The 15,673-nt window shown below is 62.6% G+C and carries 11 protein-coding genes; 7 read left to right on the top strand and 4 right to left on the bottom strand.

Annotated features, from left to right (window positions below; translation table 11 throughout):
- Positions 1 to 74: 74 nt before the first annotated feature.
- Positions 75 to 1,421, bottom strand: coding sequence for a dicarboxylate/amino acid:cation symporter (locus G473_RS0108105; RefSeq protein ID WP_051330024.1), 1,347 nt, complete (start codon positions 1,419 to 1,421; stop codon positions 75 to 77).
- Positions 1,422 to 1,802: 381 nt separating this feature from the next.
- Here G473_RS0108105 and G473_RS0108100 point away from each other — a divergent pair, with 381 nt between their 5' ends.
- The 4 genes from G473_RS0108100 to G473_RS0108085 all read left to right on the top strand — a co-directional run bounded on the left by G473_RS0108100 (position 1,803) and on the right by G473_RS0108085 (position 7,319).
- Positions 1,803 to 2,348, top strand: coding sequence for a PadR family transcriptional regulator (locus G473_RS0108100; protein WP_029012687.1), 546 nt, complete (start codon positions 1,803 to 1,805; stop codon positions 2,346 to 2,348).
- Between the two features lie 3 nt (positions 2,349 to 2,351).
- The gene (locus tag G473_RS0108095; protein ID WP_029012686.1) at positions 2,352 to 3,152 is read left to right on the top strand and encodes a siderophore-interacting protein; all 801 of its coding nucleotides are present in this window, start codon (positions 2,352 to 2,354) and stop codon (positions 3,150 to 3,152) included.
- A 75-nt stretch (positions 3,153 to 3,227) separates the two neighbouring features.
- Positions 3,228 to 3,722 (top strand): hypothetical protein, encoded by a 495-nt coding sequence (locus G473_RS0108090; RefSeq protein WP_029012685.1) that lies wholly within the window; start codon positions 3,228 to 3,230, stop codon positions 3,720 to 3,722.
- A gap of 93 nt (positions 3,723 to 3,815) precedes the next feature.
- Entirely contained in the window at positions 3,816 to 7,319 is a 3,504-nt protein-coding gene (locus G473_RS0108085) for a hybrid sensor histidine kinase/response regulator (protein WP_029012684.1), read from the top strand.
- 78 nt (positions 7,320 to 7,397) lie between these two features.
- On the opposite strand, the gene G473_RS0108080 is transcribed toward G473_RS0108085, so the two are convergent.
- On the bottom strand, positions 7,398 to 10,646 hold the full coding sequence (locus G473_RS0108080; protein ID WP_084437771.1) for a TonB-dependent receptor: 3,249 nt from the start codon (positions 10,644 to 10,646) through the stop codon (positions 7,398 to 7,400).
- Between the two features lie 280 nt (positions 10,647 to 10,926).
- On the opposite strand from G473_RS0108080, the gene G473_RS0108075 reads away from it, so the two are divergent.
- Both G473_RS0108075 and G473_RS25785 read left to right on the top strand, forming a co-directional pair.
- Positions 10,927 to 12,891 (top strand): bifunctional 2',3'-cyclic-nucleotide 2'-phosphodiesterase/3'-nucleotidase, encoded by a 1,965-nt coding sequence (locus G473_RS0108075; protein ID WP_029012682.1) that lies wholly within the window; start codon positions 10,927 to 10,929, stop codon positions 12,889 to 12,891.
- The gene (locus G473_RS25785; RefSeq protein ID WP_051330022.1) at positions 12,888 to 13,424 is read left to right on the top strand and encodes a nucleoside 2-deoxyribosyltransferase; all 537 of its coding nucleotides are present in this window, start codon (positions 12,888 to 12,890) and stop codon (positions 13,422 to 13,424) included. Before G473_RS0108075 ends, G473_RS25785 begins: the two co-directional genes overlap by 4 nt.
- A gap of 122 nt (positions 13,425 to 13,546) precedes the next feature.
- Here G473_RS25785 and G473_RS25780 read toward each other — a convergent pair whose 3' ends face one another.
- The gene (locus G473_RS25780) at positions 13,547 to 13,780 is read right to left on the bottom strand and encodes a hypothetical protein (protein WP_154667315.1); all 234 of its coding nucleotides are present in this window, start codon (positions 13,778 to 13,780) and stop codon (positions 13,547 to 13,549) included.
- A 313-nt stretch (positions 13,781 to 14,093) separates the two neighbouring features.
- Between G473_RS25780 and G473_RS0108060 the strand changes: the two genes are divergently transcribed.
- A complete protein-coding gene (locus G473_RS0108060; RefSeq protein ID WP_029012680.1) occupies positions 14,094 to 14,708 on the top strand; it encodes a DedA family protein in 615 nt (204 codons plus the stop codon).
- A gap of 353 nt (positions 14,709 to 15,061) precedes the next feature.
- On the opposite strand, the gene G473_RS0108050 is transcribed toward G473_RS0108060, so the two are convergent.
- Positions 15,062 to 15,529: a MaoC family dehydratase gene (locus G473_RS0108050; RefSeq protein WP_029012679.1), complete on the bottom strand. Its 468-nt coding sequence runs from the start codon at positions 15,527 to 15,529 to the stop codon at positions 15,062 to 15,064.
- Positions 15,530 to 15,673: the final 144 nt, after the last annotated feature.

Raw genomic sequence — 15,673 nt, 5'->3', positions numbered from 1 at the left:
ACCTGTCGCACATGCAGGACGGGGAGTGTAGCGGTACCCGCCGGTGAAAGTCACCGGCGGGCAGCATCGGCCACTCACTCCGCCGGGGCCAGACGGGGGGCCGCCACGGGCGCCCCTTCCAGTTCCGGGGTGGGATTGGCCAGTTCGCGATCAAGCTGGTCCTTGTCCAGGGCCCCTTCCCACTTGGCAACCACGATGGTGGCGATGCCATTGCCGATCAGGTTGGTCAGGGCGCGGGCTTCGGACATGAAACGGTCCACACCCAGGATCAGGGCGATGGAGGCAACCGGGATATGGCCAACCGTGGCCAGCGTGGCCGCCAGCACGATGAAGCCGGAACCGGTGACGCCGGCAGCGCCCTTGGAGGTCAGCAGCAGCACGGCCAGGATGGACAATTCCTGCCAGATGGTCAGGTCGGTATTGGTCGCCTGGGCCAGGAAGATGGCGGCCATCGTCAGATAGATGCAGGTGCCATCCAGGTTGAAGGAATAACCGGTGGGCACGACCAGGCCGACGACAGACTTTTCCACGCCCAGCTTCTGCATCTTCGCCATCATGCGCGGCAGCGCGCTTTCGGAAGAAGACGTGCCCAGCACGATCAGCAGTTCTTCCTTGATGTACTTGATGAAGCGCCAGACGGAGAAGCCGGTCAGGCGGGCCACCGTGCCGAGAACGCCAAAGATGAACAGCAGGCAGGTCAGGTAGAAGGCGGCCATCAGCTCGCCCAGCGACACCAGCGTGCCGACGCCGTATTTGCCGATGGTGAAGGCCATGGCGCCGAAAGCACCGATGGGAGCCACTTTCATCACCATGCCGACGATCTTGAAGAACACGCCGGCGGCATTGTCGATCAGGTGCAGCAGCGGACGGCCGCGATCACCCATCGAATGCAGGCCAAAGGCAAACAGGATGGCGATGAACAGCACCTGCAGGATTTCACCCTCGGCGAAGGCGCCGACCACGGTATTCGGGATGACATGCATCAGGAATTCCACGGTGCCCTGCTCCTGCGCCTTGGCGGCGTAGGTGGCGATGGCCTTGGTGTCCAGCGTGGCGATATCGACATTCATGCCGGCGCCGGGCTTCCAGACATTGACGACCACCATGCCGATGATCAGCGCTGCCGTGGTCAGCACCTCGAAATAGATCAGCGCCTTAAGCCCGACGCGACCCACTTTCTTCATATCCTCCATGCCGGCAATGCCGTGCACGACGGTGAAGAAGATGATCGGGGCGATCAGCATCTTGATCAGCTTGATGAAGGCATCGCCCAGCGGCTTCATTGAGGCGCCAAGCTCGGGATAGAAATGCCCCAGGGCGATGCCGACGGCGATGGCCACCAGCACCTGCACATACAGGCTCTGGTAAAATTTCTTGGGCTTCGGCGCGGGGGCTGCGCCGGCTGTAGCTACCTGGGACATCTCGATCCTCCCGTAGGGTGAACATCATGCCAAGGCGGAGCTACGGCCCAGGGGCCCCCTCCGCTTCTTCGCCATACGGGCTCGCTTAAGGCACATCCCGTGCCAAGTGCCGGAAACTGGGATGATGTTGCGGTAATCGTTGGAAACAAAACGACTTCGCAGGTGCAGCATTTTGGGCGCGTGTTGCGGGATATTCCGGAAATCCGGAACGGCGCGACCCGACCCATGCGGTTTCCCGGACACCCCACTGAGCGGCGCGACAGCCAGACGGCTATCGAAGTGAGTTTTCCGATATATCGAGTTACATCTGTTTTATGTTGCAATCCGTTCTCATCGGAGTTATATCCGATATAACTGAAACACAATTGAGCAGACGGAATCATGAGAGAATTCTTCCGTGGCCCCCATGGGCCGCCAGACCGGGGTGATTGGGGCGACGGGCGCGGCATGGGGCGCGGCGGCGGGGGACGCCGGGGCTTCGGCCATGGCGGCCTGCGCCTTGTGCTGCTGCGGCTGATCGCCGATCGGCCAAGCCATGGCTATGAGCTTCTGAAAGAGATTGAGGAGCGCAGCCAGGGCCGCCGCGTCCCCTCCCCCGGTGTGGTTTACCCGGCCTTGAGCTGGCTGGAGGATGGCGGTTTCATCACCATCAGCACGGCTGAAGATAACCGCAAACAGGCCACCATCACTGATGCCGGCCGCGCCTTCCTGGCCGAACAGGGCGAGGAGGTGGAACGGCTGATGGCCATGCTGGAAGGCGGGCCAGGCAGTGGCGGGGATGGCGTGGAATTCGCGCCCATCTTCCGCGCCATGGACAATCTGAAAGGGGCCCTGCGCACCCGCAGCCTGCGCCCGCTGGAAAAGCAAGATATCGAGGGCATCGTCGACTGGATCGATGAGTTGGCCCGCAAGATCGAAAGGTCGTGAGCAATGGCACCCGATACCGCCCTGAACCGCCAGCCCGCCCAGCGCGTGCGGCTTGACACCCGCCTGCGCTGTTTGCGCGTCAACCATATCTACAAACTGTCCCCCAACATGCTGCGGATCGAGCTGGCAGGGGATATGGAGGGGTTCCAGTCCCCCGGCTTTGATGATCACATCAAGCTGTTCCTGCCCGACCCGGTGACCGGTGAACTGGTCCTGCCCGGTGGGGAGAACGGAGAGGCTCGGCCCATCGCGCGGGATTATACCCCCCGGCGGTTCAATGTGGCCGCCGGCACCCTCACGCTGGATTTCGCCCTGCACGGGCTGGACGGCAATGCCGGGCCGGCCACACGTTGGGCCGCAACCGCCAAGCCGGGCGACATCCTGCATCTGGGCGGGCCGCGCGGTTCCATGATCCCGGCCACCGGTTTCACCAGCTACCTGCTGATCGGGGATGAAACTGCCCTGCCCGCCATCGCCCGGCGGCTGGAAGGGTTGCCTGCCGGGACCCAGGCGACTGTGCTGGTGGAAGTGCAAACGGCAGCCGACCGGCTGAACCTGGAAACGCGGGCCGATGCCGATATCGTCTGGGTCGTTCGGGAAGCCAGTGACGGCACCCTTGTGGATGCTGTGAAGGCCTTGCCCCAGCCGGTGACACAGCCCCTGGCCTGGATCGCCGGAGAGATTGGCGCCGTGCGGCAGATCCGTGACCATCTGGTCTCGGTCCTGGGGTTCGAACCGCAATGGCTGAAAGCATCGGGCTATTGGCAGAAGGGGGAGGCCGGCGCCCATGGCAAGGTGGAGTGATCCGCCCCTATATATGGACAAGGCTTGCCGGCCCTTTCTACTATGCGCCCCCCGCCCTATCGGAAGCCCCCATCCATGCGCATGACCAGACTGACCCTGCCGCTGCTCGCCCTTCTGCCGCTGGCGGCGTGCGATGGCGGCTCAGCGCTAGAGGTCGGGCCAGGCTTGAGTGCGGGAACGGGCATGCTGCTGGGCCCCGCATTGGGGGCGATGAAGGGTGATATCTGCATTGCCGGCAGTGCCACCAAACCGGAGGACCTGTCAGTTGCGGCCAATGGGGAAGCCGGCCAGAGCGCGGCAGCCCTTCTGGCGCGGCAGAAGCGACCGAAAGAGGATCATGCCTGGCTGCTGGTCCTGGACGGGACCGCGCCGGGAAATGACCATATCGTAGAGATCAGGGGCAACGGGGACTGGTTTTTCGTTGCGCCTGACGCGACGGGGGCTGTTCCCGGCCTGCCAGACTATCTGCAGGCCGTGACCTGCGCCCCGGCCCCCAAGGCACGGCTGGTCGTGGTCCGGACCGGGGCCAAGCGGGCCGGGCGCAGCTATACGATGGCAGTCGCGGACTGATACCGCCGGCGCCCCCGACCAGTTGACGCTACGCCCCCGGCGCGGCGGCGTGTAAACTCCCCGTCGCCTTTCCCCAACCCGATGCGGGGCGCGATGCAGAGTTGGCTGGTTCTCACCCTGTCGCTGATCTATCTGGCGGTTCTGTTCGCCATTGCCTGGCATGGGGATCGGGATAAAAAGGGAAAGACCGGCGCAGAAGTGAAGGAGCGACGCGCGCCCCTGCTTTATGCCCTGTCCCTGGCGGTCTATTGCACCTCCTGGACCTTTTATGGTGCCGTCGGGCGGGCGGCCAATGGCGGGTTCGATTTTCTGCCGATCTATGTCGGCCCCATCCTGATGATCGGGCTGGGCTGGCCCGTGCTGGCCAAGATGGTACGGGTGGCGAAGGCGGAAAATGTCGTCTCCATCTCCGACTTCATCTCCGCCCGCTATGGTAAAAGCCGGGTGCTGGCGGCGCTGGTGACGCTGATCGCCGTCATCGTGGTCCTGCCCTATTTCGCCCTGCAGCTCAAAGCCATCACCATCAGCCTGGAAGCGATCTCCGGCAGTCTGTTCGGGATGGAGGCGCGGGAATCACCGGGCCAGACCACCTTCATCATCACCTTCACCATGGCGTTGTTCGCCATCCTGTTTGGCGTGCGCAACATCCACGCCAATGAGCATCATCGCGGCCTGATGCTGGCAATCGCCGCGGAAAGCCTGGTGAAGCTGCTGGCAGCCCTGCTGGTGGGGGCCGGCATCGTCTTCACCATCAGCGGCGGCTTGTCCGGCATCATGGAGCAGGCGGCACAGCGGCCGGAAATGCGGGAACTGCTGATCCCGCACATGGATTTCGGCTGGTGGTCCCTGTCGCTGCTGGCCGCGCTGGCCGTCCTCTGCCTGCCACGCCAGTTCCATGTCGCGGTGGTGGAGAATACCCATGTCGGGGATATCCGCACCGCATCCTGGCTGTTCCCGGCCTATCTGATCGCCATCAACCTGTTTGTGATGCCGGTCGCCCTGGCAGGTCTGCTGCTGTTCCCCAATGGCAGCGTCAATGCCGATACGTTCCTGGTCACGTTGCCCCTGGCCCTGGGCCATCCCTGGATGGCGCTGCTGGCCTTCATCGGTGGGCTGTCAGCCGCCACCAGCATGATCATTGTCGGCGCCGTCGCCCTGTCCACCATGGTCTGCAACGACCTGATCGTGCCGGCCCTGATGGCCTTCCGCCCCGCCATGCGGCGCTGGCAGGATGACCCCAAGCCCATGCTGCTGACCGTGCGGCGGCTGACCGTCGTCGCGCTGCTGGGCATGGCCTATCTCTATTATCTGCTGATCGGCAGTACCTTTCCGCTGGCGACCATCGGTTCCGTCTCCTTCGCCGGGGTGGCGCAGTTTGCCCCCGCTTTGCTGCTGGGCCTGTTCTCCCGCCGGGTGACGAAGGCCGGCGCCATCACCGGCCTTCTGTCCGGGTTCGGCTTCTGGCTCTACAGCGTCTTGACACCCTCCTTCGCGGTGGCCGGGCTGATCCCGATGTGGGTGATGGATGAAGGACTGTTCGGCCTCGGCTGGCTGGTGCCCACCGGGCTGGGCGGCATCCATGATCTGGACACGCTGTCCAAGGGCGCCTTGACAAGCCTGGGCATCAATCTGGTCATGATGGTTCTGGTCTCCGCCGTCACCCGCCAGTCGGACCTGGAGAAGCAGCAGGCCCGCCGCTTCGTCTCCATGCGACACGACATGCGGGACGAACGGGAACCGGCGCGGGGCGCCACCCTGGCCGACCTGCATGATCTGGCCGCCCGCTATGTCGGCAACACGCGGGCTGATGCCGTCTTCCTGGACCTGACCGGCCTGACCGGGGCAACCAGCCAGGCCTTCCGCACCGCGCTGCAGGCGCGTATCGACGAGGAGGCGATCCAGGCCACGGAATGGCTGCTGGCCGGCGCGATCGGCAGCGCCTCGGCCCGCGTTGTCGTTGCCAGCCTGCTGTCCGACCGGCGCCTGTCCCGGTCGGATGCGCGGTCGATCATCGACGAGGCGTCGCGCGCCATCCTGGACCAGCATATGCTGATGCGCTCCACGCTGGAGAATGTCGGCAAGGGCATCTGCGCGGTGGACAAGGATTTCCGCCTGCTGCTGTGGAACCGGCGGTTCCTGGAACTGCTGGATGTGCCGGAAGGGCTGATCACGGTCGGCACGCCATTGGGCCAGTTGGTGGCCTATCTGCAAAGCCGGGGGGAATTTGGCCGTGAAGGCGAGGTGGAAAGCCTGTTCATGCGCCGCCTGGACCCCAAGCGGCGTGACCAGCCCGACAGTTTCCACCGCACCCGCCCCGATGGCACGGTGCTGGAAATCGCCTCCAACCCCATGCCTGATGGCGGGTTCGTTGCCGTCTATACCGATGTGACCGAACGCCATCGTGCCGCCGAGGCGTTGCGCGCGGCGAATGAAGGGCTGGAGCGCGGCATTGCGGAACGCACCATCGACCTTGCCGCCGCCAAGCAGGAGGCCGACCGCGCCAATCTGGCCAAGACCCGCCTGCTGGCTGCCGTCAGCCACGACCTGCTGCAACCGCTGCACGCCGCCCGGCTTTTCATTTCCGCCGCATTGGAGCGCGGGCATGACCCGCTGGTCCGGCAGGCCGATGCAGCGCTTCGGTCGGTGGAACAATTGCTGGGCGACCTGCTGGATGTGACCAAGCTGGATAGCGGCATCATCAAGCCCAACCGCACCATCGTCGCCATCGACGATATTCTGCGCCCCCTGACGGGGGAACTGCGCGCATTGGCGGAACGGCATGGGCTGGCGCTGCGCTGGGTGCCCAGCCGCGCCTATGTCGATACGGATGCCGTGCTGCTGCGCCGTATCCTGCAGAATTTCCTGGCCAACGCCCTGCGCTACACACCCCACGGTCGGGTGCTGGTCGGGTGCCGCCGGGTCGGCACCCATCTGCGGATAGAAGTGTGGGATACAGGACCCGGCATCCCGGAGGATCGCCAGCGGGAGATTTTCCAGGAATTCCGGCAGTTGGGCGGCGGTCCAGGGGATCGGGACAAGGGGCTGGGGCTGGGCCTGTCGATTGTGGAGCGGTTCGCCGCCATCCTGGGGCACCGTGTCAGCGTCCGCTCCACCGTGGGCAGGGGAAGCTGCTTTGCGGTGGAGGTTCCCCTGGCACAAGCCGCCGCAGCCCCCCGCCCCACGGCCAGCGCCGTGCAGGTAACTGGACTGGACAGCACCCTGGTGCTGCTGGTGGAAAATGAGCCGGCGATTGCCGATGCGACCCGCGCCCTGCTGGCTGGCTGGGGGTGCACTATCGTGTGGGGCAAGACCGCCGATGCCGCGCTTGCCCTGCTGGCGGATCGTCAGCCCGATGCGGTGCTGACGGATTATCACCTGGACCATGGGGCCAGCGGCCTGGAAGCCCTGACCATCATCCGGGCCGCGCTGGGCGAGACAATCCCCTGCGCCGTCATCACCGCCGACCGGACGGATGCTGTGCGCAACGCCGTGCAGGAGGCTGGTGCCAAGCTGGTCTACAAACCCCTGCGCCCTGGCGCCCTGCGCGCGCTGCTGACGCAGATGACGGCAGAGAAACGCCGCGGACGTGCGGCATAATACCAAGGCCAATACTCAGGCAAACAAAAAGGGCGGCCCTTGCGAGCCGCCCCTCCTGCTTCCGACCGGTAAACCGGATCAGAATTCGTAACGCACACCGACCTGGATCTTCCACACCGAAGCGCGGTTGTTGATCTCTTCCACAGCGTCGCGACCGGCCGCCGTGAAGACATAACGACCATTGGCATCGAGCGTCGCCGTCGGACCGGCAACCGACTGGAAGAACGGGATCTGCTGCTGACGGCCCCAGCTCTTGTTGAGCAGGTTGGTCAGGTTGACGATATCCAGCGTGAACTGGGCCTTGTGGCCTTCGATCGGCGCCGGGATTTCCTGGGCCAGCTTGGCATCCAGCGAATAGGTCCAGGAGCTTTGCAGGGCACCGCGCGGCACGATACCGCCACGATACTTGTCCAGCCCGTTACGCGAGATATAGGCGTCCATCTGATCGGCCTTGACCGCGCTGGCCGTCCAGTTGACCAGCGGATCGTTCGCACCGGTCGGGACATACATGGCCTGACGCGAACGGCTGCTGCGGCAGGCCGGGTCGCCGAACGGGTTGGCACTGCTGGAGCAGGTGAAGCTGAACGTATAAGGCTTGCCGGAATAGGCCTGGCCGAACAGCGACAGCGAGGTTTTGAAACCATCGAAATATTCGATGCTGTAGCTGGTGTTCATCGTCAGGCGATGCTTCACCTCGTAAGCGGACGTGCCCAGCAGATCCGAATTCGGGTCCGTGGTCACGAACTGCTCATAGTTGGAACTGGCGACAGAGCTGGTGCCCTGGCTGGCATCCTCAACATCCTGATAGGCGTAACCGGCGCTCAGATCGATATCGCCGTAATCCGTTTCCCAGTTCTTGAAAGCCGACAGCGACAGGATCAGGCTCTTGCCCTTGTCGGTGTTGCCCAGAACAATGTCCGAACCATTGCCGCGGGTATCGCCGGCCTGGATGTTCTGGGTATAGATCGGGCGACCATCCAGAGAAGTACCGGTCTGGACCAGACGCAGATCGCGGTAGAAGTTGGCGTTCTTCGTCCGGGTATAGATTGCTTCAGCCGTGAAGAACCAGTCATCACCCAGATAGGGGATGTCCAGGGTCTGGTCGACGGCCAAGCTGAACTTCCAGGAGGACGGCAGCTCGTAGTTCGGGTCCAGCGCGTTGACGAAACCTTCGCCGACCGCACCCAGACGGTCAGTCGCCGCCTGCGGCACCTGACCGGTGACATTATTCAGCAACAAGGCATTGGCCGCGGACAGCGTGCCGGAGCGGCTGACATCCAGCGACCGCTGGGTCACACCATCATTGCTGTAGCTGTTGGACAGCCACACAGCCGGGCCGACACCGGAGAAGAGGCCCGCGCCACCGCGGAAGGTCGTCGCCTCAGCGGCTTCATAAGTGAAGCCCAGACGCGGCAGCCACAGATCTTCACCGTCGATCGTTTCAGCGTTGGAGAAGCCGTAACGGGAGATGAAATTGTTGTTGGTCAGCGGCTTGTCGTTGGTCTTGTACAGTTCGTAACGCAGACCGCCCTGGATTTCAAACTCGGGCGTGACGCTCCAGGTATCCTGCAGATACATTGAGTGAACGGTATAATCCCAGATCGCCGCTACATCATCCGGGTTGCCCGTCGGCGCATTGGCATAGCGGAAACGCTGGGCCTGGCGGTTTTGGAACGCTTCGATGCTGGCAAATTCCCAGTAGCCCAGGCTGCGCTGCAGGAAGAGGTTGTAGTAGTCGGTCTTGTCATATTCGTAACCACCGATGATCTTGTGATCACCCAGCAGATACGTACCCTTGATCTTGGCACTGTCATTCTTCGTGTTCAGCTGGTTGCTGTGCGAAGAAAGATCGGGCCCGATCACGACCTGACCAAAACCATTATTGTTGACGGTCAAGCCGGTGGGGTTGGTGCTGATGCGCATTTCACCAAAGCCCAGACCGTTCAGCGGCAGGCGCAGGCTGTCTACCTTCTTGTGCGCCAGCTTGACTTCGGTGGAGAAGTCAGACGTCCAATCAGAGAAGAGCTGGAACGAATAGCTGTCCATGATCTGGGTGCGATCATAGAAGTTGGATTCCAGCGACAGGGTCCGCGGCGTCGCGCTGGTGCTGTTGGAGGCACCGATGATGTTGTTGCCTTCGTTGCGCTGATAAGCGAACGAAGCGCGATGATCATCATTGATGTTCCAGTCAACCTTGGCGAGGATCTTCTCATCCTCTTCCGGCAGCGAGCCGGAGGGCAGGCCCAGCGTGTCATAGCCATAGACGCTCTGGGCGATCTGGCGAATCTGCTCCACCTGGGCGGTGGTGATGCCCGTCACCGGATTGCCGAAGCCACTATCCTCGGTGCCGAACACCACCGGGGACTGGTTCTTGTACTTCTCGTAATTGACGTAGAAGAACAGCTTGTCCTGAACCAGGGCACCGCCCAGCGAGCCGCCCCAGGTCTTTTCCTTGTAGGGGCTGATCAGGTTGCGGCGGGAACCGCTGCGGTCACCCGACAGGCTCTCATCGCCATAATAATAATAGAACGAGCCGTGCGGCGTGTTCTCACCGGACTTGGTCACGATATTGATCGTGCCGCCCTGGAAGCCGGAATATTCCACGTCATACGGGGCGGTCAGAACCGACAAGCCTTCAATCGCGTCAACCGACAGCGGCGAGCGCTGGGTCGGGTAACCGCCATTGTTCAGGCCGAAATCGTCATTCTGCTTCACACCGTCAACAGTCAGGCTGTTGAAGCGGTTATTGGCACCGGCGATCTGGATGGCGCTGGAATTGGTGACGTCGATGAAGACCTTCGGATCGTTGCGGATAATATCCTTCAGATCGCGGCTGATCGACGGGGCGTTGTTGATCTGCTCCTGGCCGAAATTGGTGCCGATGCCGACAGTGGTCTGGGCAGCGCGCTCACCGGTCACCACGATCTCACCCATCGTGGTCTGGCCCAGCATCACGTCCAGCGCATAGGGCTCACCCAGCGCGACATAGATGCCTTCATTCACCTGCGGCGCTTCGCCGGCAGCGGTGATGGTGACGGTGTAGGGGCCGCCGACGCGCAGACCGGACGCCTGATAGCGGCCTTCGCTGTTCACCGTCGTGACGGAACGGGTACCCGACGGGGCATGCACGATCTCGACGCGGGCGCCCGCAGCAGCAGCACCGGCGCTGTTCAGCACCACACCCGTCATGGACGAGGTGGTCTGCTGCGCAACGGCAGGCACAACCCAGGAACAGGCCACTGCCATGGCAACCGCACCGGCGCCAATCCTCAACGAACCCAGGTGACGGCGCAGAGCGGCAGCCGCCTTCTTATTCTCGATGCTCATGTTAAAAAGCCCCCAATAGCCGGACCGAATGGCGCGGACAAGACCAGATGCCCATGACGGTCAGGTGACGTATATATTACAGTTCCATGACATGCTGCCCTTGGGCTATGCCTTCGGTGGTCGGGGCGGCTATATCTGCGTCAGCGTAGCATTGGCGCCACAGTTTTGCGGTGCAACAGGTTGCAGAACGACCCTACCGCACTTGCCGCGACGACGGGCCGGGTAAGTTTATTGCTGCGGCGCACCCTTTTGGATGAACTTTGTTCGGATGGAGCTTTCCTTGATTCGTGCGTTCGGGATGGCCGCCTTTGCGGCGGGGGCAGTGATGCTGTCGGCGGCGGTGCCCGCGATGGCCCAGAAGGTGGACTTGCAGGTACTGGCCACGACCGACCTGCACATGTACCTGAAGGATTATGATTATTATGCTGACCGGCAGGACGAGGCTGTGGGGCTGGTCCGGGTGGCGCCGCTGATCCGGGCCGCCCGTGCCGCCAATCCCAATACGCTGCTGGTCGATAATGGCGATCTGATCCAGGGCACACCCATGGGCGACTGGGTGGTGCGCGAACGCGGCATCGACAAGGACAGGCCCCATCCCGCCATGGCCGCCCTCAACCTGCTGGGCTATGACGCGGCCGTGCTGGGCAACCACGAATTCAATTTCGGCCTGGACACACTGGGCAGCGTTGAAGCCGGGGCGAAATTCCCCATCCTGGCCGGCAACGTCTTCAAGGTCGATGGCGACGACAACCCGGACAATGACAAGCCGCTTTACAGCCCCTATGTCATCCAGGATCGGGAACTGGTGGATAGCGACGGCAAGAAGCAGAAGGTCAAGGTCGGCCTGCTGGGCCTGCTGACGCCCCAGATCATGATCTGGGACAAGGACAAGCTGGATGGTCGCGTCACCACGCGCGACATCATCGATATGGCCAATGTCTATGTGCCGGAGATGAAGAAGCAGGGCGCTGACATCATCATCGTCCTGTCCCATGCCGGCATGAACTTCCAACCCCGCCAGGGGGGGGAGGAGAATGCTTCCAACTATCTGACAGAGATTACCGGTGTGGATGCGGTGATCACCGGTCACAGCCACCGCGTCTTCCCCTCCAAGGATTATGACGGCCTGCCCGGCGCCGATCTGAAGCAGGGTACGGTGAATGGCAAACCCCTGGTCATGGCCGGCAGCTATGGCAGCCACCTGGGCGTGATCTCCCTGAAGCTGGAAAAACAGGGCAGCCAATGGAAAGTGGTGGAAGGGCGCGGCGAAGCCCGGCCGATCCAGGCCCGCAAGGATGGCAAGACCGTCTCTACCCCGGCAGATGCGGAACTGGCCGCCCTTCTGGCCCCGGCGCATGAAGGCACGCTGCGCTATGTCCGCCGCCCGGTGGGCCGCACCACGGGGCGCATCCATTCCTATTTCGCCTTCCTTGGCGACAGCCCCGGCATGGAACTGGTGGCTGAGGCACAGCGCGATTATATCACCCGCGCCTTGGCGGGAACCGAGCATGCCGGCCTGCCGATCCTGTCGGCCACCGCGCCCTTCAAGTCGGGCGGGCGGCCGGGCGTGGGCTTCTACACCGACATGCCGGAGGGGGAAATCGCCATCCGCAATGTCGCCGACCTCTATGTCTATCCCAACCAGCTTGTGGCCGTGAAACTGACCGGTGCCCAGGTGCGGGACTGGCTGGAAATGTCGTCGCGGGCCCTGGCCGTGATCGACCCGAACCGGACCGAACCCCAGATGCTGGTCAACCGGTCCGTGCCCAGCTATGCGTTCGATATCATTGATGGCATCAATTATGTCATCGACCTGACCCAGCCGGAACGGTTCGACCGCGACGGCAGCCTGATCAATCCCGATGCCCACCGCATCAAGCAGGTTCTGTTCCAAGGCAAGCCGGTGGCCGATGACCAGGCCTTCATCGTCGTCACCAATAATTATCGCGCCAATGGCGGCGGCAGTTTCCCGCATCTGGATGGCAGCACGGTGATCTACCAGTCGCCGGATACGGTGCAGGAAGCGGTCGTGGCTTATATCCGCGCCAAGGGCGTGATTGAGCCGACGACCGATAACAGCTTCACCTTCGCCCCCCTGGGGGATAAGGCCACGATCCTTTACGACACCTCCCCCATCGCCCAGCAACTCCTGGCCGAGCAGCCGAAGCTGACCTATCAGGGCCCGGGCGAGAATGGCTTTGCCCTGTTCAAATTCGACATGTCCGGCAAAGGGGGCGCCAAGTGAGCAGCCGTCGGCCCCGGCTCTATCTGGCAGGCCCGGATGTCTTCCTGCCGGACCCGATGGCGGCAGCCGCCGCCATGAAGGCCATCTGCGAGGAGATGGGGTTGGAAGGGGTGTTCCCCACCGACAACGCCCTGACACCGAATGCAGGGGAAAGCGGGACGGCGTTTGCCGCCCGCATCCGGCAGGCCAATCTGGATCTGATCCGGGGGGCCGATGGCGTCATCGCCAACTGCATGCCCTTCCGGGGGCCTTCAGTCGATGATGGCACAGCCTATGAGATGGGGTTCGCAGCGGCCTTGGGCAAACCCGTCTTCCCCTGGTCCGGCGATATCCGCCCGCTGCTCCAGCGCACGCAGGCCCGGCAATATCTGGCCCATGATGGCCGGGTCTGGCGGGATGCCGATCAGATGGAGGTGGAGGAATTTGGCCTGCCGGTGAACCTGATGCTGGTCGATCCGGCCACCGGCCCTGTATCCGCCAGCTTCACAGGCGCCGCCCAGGTGGCCGCACGCTGGTTTCAGACGCAGGCATGATCGTGGCCCATACGCATGAATGTGACGTATAGCCGATAAAGTAAGCCCCGAATCGAAAAAGCCGCGCCGACGATCAGGTCGGCGCGACTTTCAAGACTTCGCACGCTTGCCGGACGGGCAGATCAGGCCGCGTCCTGAGTGGCGCCCATGCGGCGGAAACGGGCACCATCCAGGACCACTTCCAAAGCGAGCGACAAGCGATCGCTGGATCGCCCTTCCACCAGAAATTCCACATGAACGGGGCGGGCCGCATGCTGATGCACCGCATGCACAAGCAGCCGGCGCCGGGGGAGTTTAAGCTCTTCCAGCCAATCACCCGGTTTGGGAGGCTCCATCGCGCGCCTGGACAATACCATCGACATCTCCTGCAATCCCTTATCCAACCTGCCCCTGGCCGGCAGATCCAACCCCAAAGGCATCTGCCGCCGCCCTGCCCATCGCCCCATGATCAGGAGGGTCCGGTATACACGGATATACTCGACACCATGATATCCTAAATTTCACCATAAGGAATAGGCCATCAGAGGTAGCACAATATCATTCCATGATCTGTTCAGGGGCCTGCTATCGGCGCGAAGGCGTTGTTCCCGATAGCCTCGGAAATGAGCTATGCGTTAAACGGAGAGTGGCAGCGGCGATCGGCGCCGAGAAATAAAGACAGGAAAATCGATGTTTGAATGGGCGCTGGGCCTTGTGGAGCAGATGGGATATTGGGGGCTGCTGGCCCTGATGTTCCTGGAAAACCTTTTCCCCCCAATCCCTTCAGAGGCGATAATGCCGCTGGGCGGGTTCCTGGCCGCACAGGGCAAGATGGACCCCATCCTGGTGGTTCTGTTCGGAACCGCCGGCTCTGTCCTGGGCGCCCTGCCCTGGTACGCGCTGGGTCGCGCTGTCGGGCACGACCGGCTGATCGAACTGTCACGCCGCTTCGGCTTCATCATGACGATGGACCCGCCCGATGTGGAACAGGCATTCTCCTGGTTTGAGCGCCATGGTCGCAAGGCGGTCCTGTTCGGCCGTCTCATCCCGGCGATCCGCACCCTGATTTCAGTCCCTGCGGGTCTGGCCCGGATGAGCCTGCCGCTGTTCCTGGTGCTGACCACAGTCGGGTCGCTGGTTTGGACCACGGTGCTGGCAGGTGCCGGCTATCTGCTGGAAAGCCAGTATGAACTGGTAGAGCAGTATGTAGACCCGCTCTCTAAAATCGTCGTTGTAATCGTGGTGGGCGTGTATCTGTGGCGGCTAGGCCGTCGCGCCATCAAAGGCCCCAGCCAGCCTACCTGATGGCGGAAGTAACCGTCGCCTCACCGGAGGCGACGGAACCTGGCAGTGTCAGACAAAGCGAAGATCGAGAGGCTGATCCGGTCCACATTGTTACCGGCAATCGCCATCTCGACATTGGCCGCTTTGGCTCCCGGGCGGGTGTGAATGGCCAGAATCTGCATGCGTCGACGGGGCGGCTGCAGCTCTTCCACCCATTCACCCGGAGAGAGATCGAAAAAGTCTCGTGACATGCTGTTAAAGGCCCCGGTTGGTTGCAACCGTCCGTTTCCCACCGGACGGATGCCCTATGATAGACATTGATCACGGGCTTTTGCAGCAACGATCCGTCACATCAGCCCCAACACTGAACAGCTTTAGCTTGTAGCGGCGCCCGCCGACCGGGTGCGGAACATGCCCACCGATATGGTGGACATCACGACCTCGCCATGCTGATTCAGCACCTCGCTTCGTTGACGCACCGTCCCCATGCCGGGCCGGGAGCGCGAAAGGCGGGTCTCCAGCACCTCCACCCGCACACTCAGCCGGTCACCGGGCCGTACCGGACGCAGCCAGCGCAACTCGTCCAGACCGGGGGAGCCGAGCGAGCCCTCTGGCGACAACATATTGTCCACCAGCATCCGCATCATGAAACCGGCGGTCTGCCAGCCACTGGCCACCAAGCCGCCAAAATGGGTGGCCCGTCCAGCCTCCTCATCCAGATGAAACGGCTGCGGGTCATATTCCCGCGCAAAGGTCACGATTTCTTCCGCCGTGACCAGCCTGTCACCGAAAGTCAGCGCCATACCGGGGGTAAAATCTTCAAAATAGACCGGCTTCGCCATGGGCCCTCGCCCTCCCCTGCTGTTTGACGAGATGATAGCTGGGCGACGAAACGAGCGACAACATGAAAACGAGAGCCCTTCTCACTTTCATCGTGAGAATAAGAGAAATAATGACAGTCGTTATCAATATAACAAAATGAAAGA

Origin of the sequence: Niveispirillum irakense DSM 11586 (assembly GCF_000429645.1) — a bacterium.
Lineage (GTDB): Bacteria > Pseudomonadota > Alphaproteobacteria > Azospirillales > Azospirillaceae > Niveispirillum > Niveispirillum irakense.
Note: the sequence above shows the minus strand (reverse complement) of the source record. Positions and strands in the feature narration are given on the sequence as shown.

Excerpts from the sequence above, each read along its gene's own strand:
- G473_RS0108090 (WP_029012685.1), top strand. The coding sequence starts at position 3,228 with ATGCGCATGACCAGACTGACCCTGCCGCTGCTCGCCCTTCTGCCGCTG.
- G473_RS0108095 (WP_029012686.1), top strand. The coding sequence starts at position 2,352 with ATGGCACCCGATACCGCCCTGAACCGCCAGCCCGCCCAGCGCGTGCGG.
- G473_RS0108050 (WP_029012679.1), bottom strand. The coding sequence starts at position 15,529 with ATGGCGAAGCCGGTCTATTTTGAAGATTTTACCCCCGGTATGGCGCTG.
- G473_RS0108105 (WP_051330024.1), bottom strand. The coding sequence starts at position 1,421 with ATGTCCCAGGTAGCTACAGCCGGCGCAGCCCCCGCGCCGAAGCCCAAG.
- G473_RS0108085 (WP_029012684.1), top strand. The coding sequence starts at position 3,816 with ATGCAGAGTTGGCTGGTTCTCACCCTGTCGCTGATCTATCTGGCGGTT.
- G473_RS0108100 (WP_029012687.1), top strand. The coding sequence starts at position 1,803 with ATGAGAGAATTCTTCCGTGGCCCCCATGGGCCGCCAGACCGGGGTGAT.
- G473_RS0108060 (WP_029012680.1), top strand. The coding sequence starts at position 14,094 with ATGTTTGAATGGGCGCTGGGCCTTGTGGAGCAGATGGGATATTGGGGG.
- G473_RS0108080 (WP_084437771.1), bottom strand. The coding sequence starts at position 10,646 with ATGAGCATCGAGAATAAGAAGGCGGCTGCCGCTCTGCGCCGTCACCTG.
- G473_RS25780 (WP_154667315.1), bottom strand. The coding sequence starts at position 13,780 with ATGGTATTGTCCAGGCGCGCGATGGAGCCTCCCAAACCGGGTGATTGG.